6 protein-coding genes and 1 pseudogene are annotated in these 6,751 nt (G+C 69.0%); 2 read left to right on the top strand and 5 right to left on the bottom strand.

All coding sequences use genetic code 11. The features are described from left to right. Together FV222_RS14060 and FV222_RS14055 are read right to left on the bottom strand one after the other, a co-directional pair. Positions 1 to 295: pseudogene (locus tag FV222_RS14060) on the bottom strand (glycosyl transferase); the annotation flags it as partial. 77 nt (positions 296 to 372) lie between these two features. Continuing rightward, positions 373 to 2,430, bottom strand: coding sequence for a protein meaA (locus tag FV222_RS14055; protein WP_147814736.1), 2,058 nt, complete (start codon positions 2,428 to 2,430; stop codon positions 373 to 375). 519 nt (positions 2,431 to 2,949) lie between these two features. On the opposite strand from FV222_RS14055, the gene ccrA reads away from it, so the two are divergent. Together ccrA and FV222_RS14045 are read left to right on the top strand one after the other, a co-directional pair. Next, entirely contained in the window at positions 2,950 to 4,248 is a 1,299-nt protein-coding gene (gene ccrA, locus FV222_RS14050) for a crotonyl-CoA carboxylase/reductase (RefSeq protein ID WP_147750996.1), read from the top strand. Positions 4,249 to 4,414: 166 nt separating this feature from the next. After that, positions 4,415 to 4,714 carry an alkylphosphonate utilization protein gene (locus tag FV222_RS14045; RefSeq protein ID WP_147814734.1) on the top strand — a complete coding sequence of 100 codons (300 nt, stop codon included), beginning with the start codon at positions 4,415 to 4,417 and terminating at the stop codon, positions 4,712 to 4,714. Between the two features lie 13 nt (positions 4,715 to 4,727). On the opposite strand, the gene FV222_RS29650 is transcribed toward FV222_RS14045, so the two are convergent. The 3 genes from FV222_RS29650 to FV222_RS14035 form a co-directional block, all read right to left on the bottom strand. Continuing rightward, positions 4,728 to 4,901: a hypothetical protein gene (locus FV222_RS29650; RefSeq protein ID WP_187273586.1), complete on the bottom strand. Its 174-nt coding sequence runs from the start codon at positions 4,899 to 4,901 to the stop codon at positions 4,728 to 4,730. Between the two features lie 216 nt (positions 4,902 to 5,117). Next, positions 5,118 to 5,630 (bottom strand): 5,6,7,8-tetrahydromethanopterin hydro-lyase, encoded by a 513-nt coding sequence (gene fae, locus FV222_RS14040; protein WP_147750994.1) that lies wholly within the window; start codon positions 5,628 to 5,630, stop codon positions 5,118 to 5,120. A gap of 222 nt (positions 5,631 to 5,852) precedes the next feature. Then, positions 5,853 to 6,701 (bottom strand): triphosphoribosyl-dephospho-CoA synthase, encoded by an 849-nt coding sequence (locus FV222_RS14035; protein ID WP_147814732.1) that lies wholly within the window; start codon positions 6,699 to 6,701, stop codon positions 5,853 to 5,855. Between the last annotated feature and the right edge of the window lie 50 nt (positions 6,702 to 6,751).

Below are 6,751 nucleotides of genomic sequence, written 5' to 3'. Positions count from 1 at the left end.
CCCAAGCCGGCAGCGGCCGGATGTCGTCGACGGCGCCGACGAGCGCCAGCACCACGGCGCCGAACCCCAGCACCAGCACGTCCCGGCTCGCTTCCGGCGCGGCGATTAGCAACCCGGTGACGGCCAGCGTCGCCGCGACGACGGCGATCCCCCCGCCCTGGGGCGTCGGCTCGGTATGGCTGGAACGGGCGTTGGGCCCGGCCAACGCGTAGCGCACCAGCAGCGGTCGCAGCCGGACGATCAGGCCGGCGCTGAGGGCCGCCGCCATAGGAACTGCGATGAGGGGAGCGAGCATGACGCCGCTCTACGCCGGCCGGCCCGACGGGTGAAGCCGCCGGGCGCGCATGGCCTCGCCCCGACGGCGACGCTGCCTCAATAGACCTGCGCGGCCTCGTCCTTGCCCTTGGCGGCGCCGGCGGTGCGGTTGGTCTTGTCGATCGAGCGCTCGACCACCTTGCAGAGGCCGATCATGATCGTGTCGATGACGTAGTCCTTCGGGGTGTAGACCGCCGAGACGCCCATGTTCTTGAGCACGAGCTCGTCGTCGGGCGAGATGATGCCGCCGACGACGAGGGGGATGTGGTCGAGGCCCGCCTCGCGCATCTTCGCCTTCACGTCGCGCACCAGCGGCACGTGGCTGCCCGAAAGGATCGAGAGCCCGACCACGTGGGCGGCGGTCTCCTTCGCCTTCGCGACGATCTCGGCGGGGGTCTGGCGGATGCCGTCGTAGGTGACGTCGAAGCCGACGTCGCGGGCGCGGAGCGCGATCTGCTCGGCGCCGTTCGAGTGGCCGTCGAGGCCGGGCTTGCCGACGACGAGGCGCGGCTGCTCGCCGAGGCGCTCGCCGAGGTCGGCGATCAGGAGCTTCGCCTCCTCCGCCGCACCGGACGAGACGGTCTGCAGGGTGACGCCGGTCGGCGCGCGGTACTCGCCGAACACTTCGCGCAGACGCTGCCCCCATTCGCCGGTGGTGACGCCGGCCTTCGCCGCGGCGATCGAGACCGGCATGATGTTGGCGCCCGAGCGCGCGGCGGCTTCCAGCTCCTCGAGCGCCTTGCCGACGGCGGCGTCGTCGCGCTTGGTGCGCCATTCGCGGATGCGGGCCTCGGCCTCCATCTCGACGGTCTCGGACACGGTGAAGATCGCGCCCTCGCCCGCGGTCAGCGGCGAAGGCTCGCCCTGCTGCCACTTGTTGACGCCGACGACGATCTGGTCGCCGGCCTCGATCGCCGAGATGCGGCGAGCGTTGGATTCGACGAGCGAGCGCTTGAGCGCACCGGTCTCGACCGCCGCGACCGCGCCGCCGATGCCGCCGATGCGCTCCAGCTCGGCTCGGGTCTCGACCTTCAAGGCCTCGACCTTGGCGTCGATCACCTTCGAGCCGTCGAAGATGTCGTCGTATTCGAGGAGGTCCGTCTCGAAGGCGAGGATCTGCTGCATCCGCATCGACCATTGCTGGTCCCACGGGCGCGGCAGGCCGAGCGCCTCGTTCCAGGCTGGAAGCTGCACGGCGCGGGCGCGGGCCCGCTTCGACAGCGTCACCGCCAGCATCTCGATCAGGATGCGGTGGACGTTGTTCTCAGGCTGCTGTTCCGTAAGTCCGAGACTGTTGACCTGCACGCCGTAGCGGAAGATGCGCTTCTTCGGGTCGTCGATGCCGTAGCGCTCCTGGGCGATCTCGTCCCAGAGTTCCGAGAACGCCCGCATCTTGCAGATCTCGGTGACGAAGCGCAGGCCCGCGTTCACGAAGAACGAGATCCGGCCGAACACCTCGGGGAAGCTCTCGGGATCGAAATCGGGGTCGTCCCGCACCGTGTCCAGCACCGCGATGGCGATGGCGAGGGCGTAGGACAGCTCCTGCACCGGCGTCGCCCCGGCCTCCTGCAGATGGTAGGAGCAGACGTTCATCGGGTTCCACTTCGGCACTTCCTTGGTCGTGAACAGGATCACGTCCTTGGTCAGCCGCAGGCTCGGCGCGGGCGGGAACACGTAGGTGCCGCGCGAGAGGTATTCCTTGATGATGTCGTTCTGCGTGGTGCCCTGCAGCCCTGAGAACGGCGCGCCCTGCTCCTCGGCCACCGCGAGGTAGAGCGACAACAGCCACGGCGCCGTGGCGTTGATCGTCATCGAGGTGTTCATCTGCTGCAGCGGGATCTGGTCGAACAGGGTCCGCATGTCGCCGAGATGCGCGATCGAGACGCCGACCTTGCCGACCTCGCCGCGGGCGAGCTCGTGGTCGGGGTCGTAGCCGGTCTGGGTCGGCAGGTCGAAGGCCACCGACAGGCCGGTCTGCCCCTTGGCCAGGTTGCCGCGGTAGAGCGCGTTCGACTCCTTGGCGTTCGAATGGCCTGCATAGGTGCGGATGATCCAGGGCTTGTCGCGCTGAGGCTTGTCGCGCTTCACCTCGTCGACGCTCGCGCTCGCGCTCATGTCACCCGTCTCCGCTGATTTGTTCGTCGCGCGGCCAGCTCGCCCCGCCCCTTGCGGCGCACCGTAGCGAAGCGGCCGCGAGCCGTCATCATATGCCGGGCGTCGGCTTTCGTTCCCGTGGCGCGCTGGATGCGCAAAATACTGAGGGCGGCCGCTAAGGAAATTTGAGGACGTGCGCGTCCCGGAATCGGTGCGCGCTGCTGGACAAGGGCCGGCCTGTCCAGGGCTCGGTGATCGGCTACAGGTACCAGGTGCAAGCCGACTTCTTTCACCGAGGTCTTGAGCGTTCAGACGAAGTGCACGGTCCGCGAATAGTTTTTGGTCGGCCACCAAGTTAATTTTGTATCCAGCGCGCCTCGGCCTAAGCCGGCGCCATTTTTCTTGTCGGTCGCCGGGTTCCTGGCCTTTTGGACGACTTGCAGACCCTTGGACGCCCTCTGCTTCGTCGTTATAGCGCTAAGCCGGAACCGCGGCGTCGTCAGAACCGCGCGTGGACACGAAACGATCAGGAGAGCGACGATGGCTGCCAGCGCGGCATTGCAACCGGCCGGTGCCGGGACGGGCGAGGTCAAGGACCTCTACGAGATGGGCGAGATCCCGCCGCTGGGCCACGTGCCCGCCAAGATGTACGCCTGGGCGATCCGCCGCGAGCGGCACGGGCCGCCGGAGCAGTCGCACCAGCTCGAAATCCTGCCGGTCTGGGACATCGGCGACGACGAGGTGCTGGTCTACGTCATGGCCGCCGGCGTGAACTACAACGGCGTCTGGGCCGGCCTCGGCGAGCCGATCTCGCCCTTCGACGTGCACAAGGGCGAGTACCACATCGCGGGCTCGGACGCCTCCGGCATCGTTTGGAAGGTCGGCGCCAAGGTGAAGCGCTGGAAGGTCGGCGACGAGGTCATCGTCCACTGCAACCGCGACGACGGCGACGACGAGGAGTGCAACGGCGGCGACCCGATGTTCTCGCCCTCGCAGCGCATCTGGGGTTACGAGACCGGTGACGGCTCCTTCGCCCAGTACTGCCGGGTGCAGTCGCGCCAGCTCATGGTCCGCCCGAAGCACCTCACCTGGGAGGAGGCGGCCTGCTACACGCTGACGCTCGCCACCGCTTACCGCATGCTGTTCGGCCACGCGCCGCACACCGTGCGCCCGGGCCAGAACGTCCTCGTCTGGGGCGCATCCGGCGGCCTCGGCGTGTTCGCGGTGCAGCTTTGCGCGGCGTCCGGCGCCAACGCCATCGCGGTGATCTCCGACGACACCAAGCGCGACTACGTCATGAGCCTTGGCGCCAAGGGCGTGATCAATCGCAAGGAGTTCGATTGTTGGGGCCAGCTGCCGAAGGTCAACTCGCCTGAGTACAACACCTGGCTCAAGGAAGCCCGCAAGTTCGGCAAGGCGATCTGGGACATCACCGGCAAGGGCAACGACGTCGACATCGTGTTCGAGCACCCGGGCGAGTCGACCTTTCCGGTCTCGACGCTGGTCGCCAAGCGCGGCGGCATGATCGTGTTCTGCGCCGGCACCACCGGCTTCAACATCACCTTCGACGCCCGCTACGTCTGGATGCGCCAGAAGCGGATCCAGGGTTCGCACTTCGCCCACCTCAAGCAGGCGTCGGCCGCGAACCAGTTCGTCCTCGACCAGCGCATCGACCCGTGCATGAGCGAGGTCTTCCCCTGGGATAAGATCCCCCAGGCCCACACCAAGATGTGGAAGAACCAGCACGCCCCCGGCAACATGGCCTGCCTCGTCAACGCTCCGCGCGCCGGCCTGCGCACGGTCGAGGACGTGATCGAGGCGGGACCGCTCAAGCGCTGAGCCCCCGCGCGGGCCGGCCAAGCGGCCGGCCCGCTCTCTGATCCCTTGGCGGCCGGGCGGCCAGCCCGCTCCCCGGGCGGTCGCATCGCCGAACAGCGTCCCGCACCTCTTGTCTCCGCCCGGTTCGGCATCGAGAAGGGCCGAGCTTGGGCGGGAGGGTACGGACGTGGCTGGCGACGACGAGTCTTACGTATACGACGAGGCCACCGGCGAGTGGCTGGCCCCGGGCGCGGCTGCCGCGACCTCCGCGCGGCCGGAGGTGCGCGACGCCTCCGGCAACCTGCTGACTGATGGCGACTCGGTCACGCTGATCGAGGACCTGAAGGTCAAGGGCGCCAACCAGACCCTGAAGCAGGGAACGGTGATCCGCTCGATCCGGCTCACGGACGATCCCGAGGAGATCGACTGCCGCCACGACGCGATCAAGGGGCTCGTCCTGCGCACCGAGTTCGTGCGCAAGCGATAGCCTGCCGACGGCGCTACCGCTTCGTCTCGGTCCCCGGCAGGTGGCGCCCGTAGCTTTCCTGCTTGGTCGCCTTCTCGGTGATCAGGTCGGCATAGGCCTGCCGCATCTCCGGGGAGACCGAGACCGTGCGCGCCTTCTCGGCCTTGCGCTTGGGCGCCTTCTTGAAGGTGTTGTTCGTCTCGCTCATGCCGGGCCTCGCTTCGGGATCGTCGGGATCGGCGTGCCCGGGTCGGGATCGCCCGCGGCAGGCCCATCGCAAGGGAACGCGACAGACGAAAGAAGGCGGGGCGGCTTTCGCCGTCCCGCCTTCGTGTTTCTATCGTCCGAGGAAGATAGAGGCCAGTCGCTGGAGCAGGCCCCGCGGTGCGGGCGGAGGCGCGCTCTGCCCAGGACTGTCCCCGATCTAAGCGTTCGCGGCGAAGGGGTGGGTCGCGGACTTGCGCTGCTCGGTGACCGTGGCGGCCTTCGGCTCGCCGGAGACGGCGCGCTGGATCGACAGCTTGGTGGCCTCGTAGTTGTACTTCTGGATCTTGGCGTCGTCGGCCGCCTCCCAGTGGATGAACACGCCGACCAGGATGAACAGGTCGTCGGCCTCATCGGCGGGGATGATGCCCTCGGCGACGGCGTCCTGCACGGCCATGGCGACGCCATGCTGCGCGGGGCCGAACATCTGGACGGCCTGGCGGGCGTCGTTGATGGTCACCTTGTTGAACATCAGGGTGTTGGGCTTGCACGGCAGGTTCGGCGCGATGACCGCGAGCAGGCTGGTGAAGCCGTGCTTGTTGTTCACGAGGCCGTTGCAGAAGGCCGTCTCGGCCGGCGAACCGCGCGGTCCGATGATCAGGTCGATGTGGGCGACCTCGTTGCCGTCGCCGACGAGGGCTTCGCCGACCTGGACCTTGGTGATCTTTGCCATTCGGGTTTTCTCCCTGGATTCCAAACTCGAGGACCGCGGCCCGTCGAGTCGGGCGCGGCCGGAAGCCATCCTTGTTCGCGACGCCCGGCCTTGGAAAAGCCGGGCCGGTTAGCCCGGATAGCGGCGCGGACCCTACAGCGCGGTCCGGCCCGTCACAACCCATGGCAACGCGCTGGAATCGATATTAAAAGTGCGGCCCGGCGCTTGACGCAGGGAACTTTTTCAGGCGACGCGCGCCGCGTCCGCCAACCGGGCGCCAGCGGATGCCAGCGCGTCGGCGAAGAGCGTCGCCACCGTGAAATCCGCGCTGGTGCCGGGATTGATTCCGGCTGCCTTCCAGGCCGCGTCGAGGGCGAGCAGCGGCGCGACCGGCCGGGTGCGCAGATCGAGCCCACCCAAGGCCGCCACGGCCTGCGCGCGAACGGATTCAGCCCGCTCCGCCCCGTGCTTGCGCGCCACGTGGCTGTCGGGAAAGGCCTGCAGGTAGGCCAGATGCACGGCGGTGGTGCACCAGGCCGGATCGAGCCTCTGCCCGCGTGCGCCCGCCAGCGCCGGAAGCCCGACCGCGAACAGGTCGCCGAATCCGTCGACGTAGGCGCGGGCGATGCGGTCGCGCGGCGCCGCCTCTTCCATCGCCGCACGCAACGAATCCGGGGCCGGCTCAGACACGTCGTGCCGGGCGGCCTGGCCCAGCCCGCCGGGGTTGGCGAGGCGGATCGCCTCGAAGACGGCCTGCGCATCTGCCGGTTCGAGCCCGGCCAGCACCGCGGCCACGGTGCTCGCGCGTTCGGCCGCCACCGCCAGCGGCGCGCAGAGCAGGAGGATGCCGAGGTTCGTATTCTGGCCGATCGCGGCAAACGTCGCCGCAACCGCATCGCGGACCCGTGCGCCGACGCCGGTCCCGGCACCCGCGAGTGCCGGTGCCGAGGCGGCGGCGCTGGCGACGAAATCCGACACCGCCATCCGGTGCCCGGCCGCGTAGGCGTGGACGTTGCCGGGCTTCAGGGCGTCGAGCTCGGCCAGGCACGCCGCCTGGTACAGAGCTGCGATCGTCGCCGGCGCGAGGCGCATCAGGCGACCACGAGGCGCGGCCGGTGCGCGGCGCGGACGGCGGCGAGGAA

This window comes from Methylobacterium sp. WL103 (genome assembly GCF_008039885.1).
GTDB classification, from domain to species: Bacteria; Pseudomonadota; Alphaproteobacteria; order Rhizobiales; family Beijerinckiaceae; genus Methylobacterium; species Methylobacterium cerastii.
Note: the sequence above shows the minus strand (reverse complement) of the source record. Positions and strands in the feature narration are given on the sequence as shown.

Coding starts and splice junctions, on each gene's coding strand:
- FV222_RS14055 (WP_147814736.1), bottom strand. CDS start 2,430: ATGAGCGCGAGCGCGAGCGTCGACGAGGTGAAGCGCGACAAGCCTCAG.
- ccrA (WP_147750996.1), top strand. CDS start 2,950: ATGGCTGCCAGCGCGGCATTGCAACCGGCCGGTGCCGGGACGGGCGAG.
- FV222_RS29650 (WP_187273586.1), bottom strand. CDS start 4,901: ATGAGCGAGACGAACAACACCTTCAAGAAGGCGCCCAAGCGCAAGGCC.
- fae (WP_147750994.1), bottom strand. CDS start 5,630: ATGGCAAAGATCACCAAGGTCCAGGTCGGCGAAGCCCTCGTCGGCGAC.
- FV222_RS14035 (WP_147814732.1), bottom strand. CDS start 6,701: ATGCGCCTCGCGCCGGCGACGATCGCAGCTCTGTACCAGGCGGCGTGC.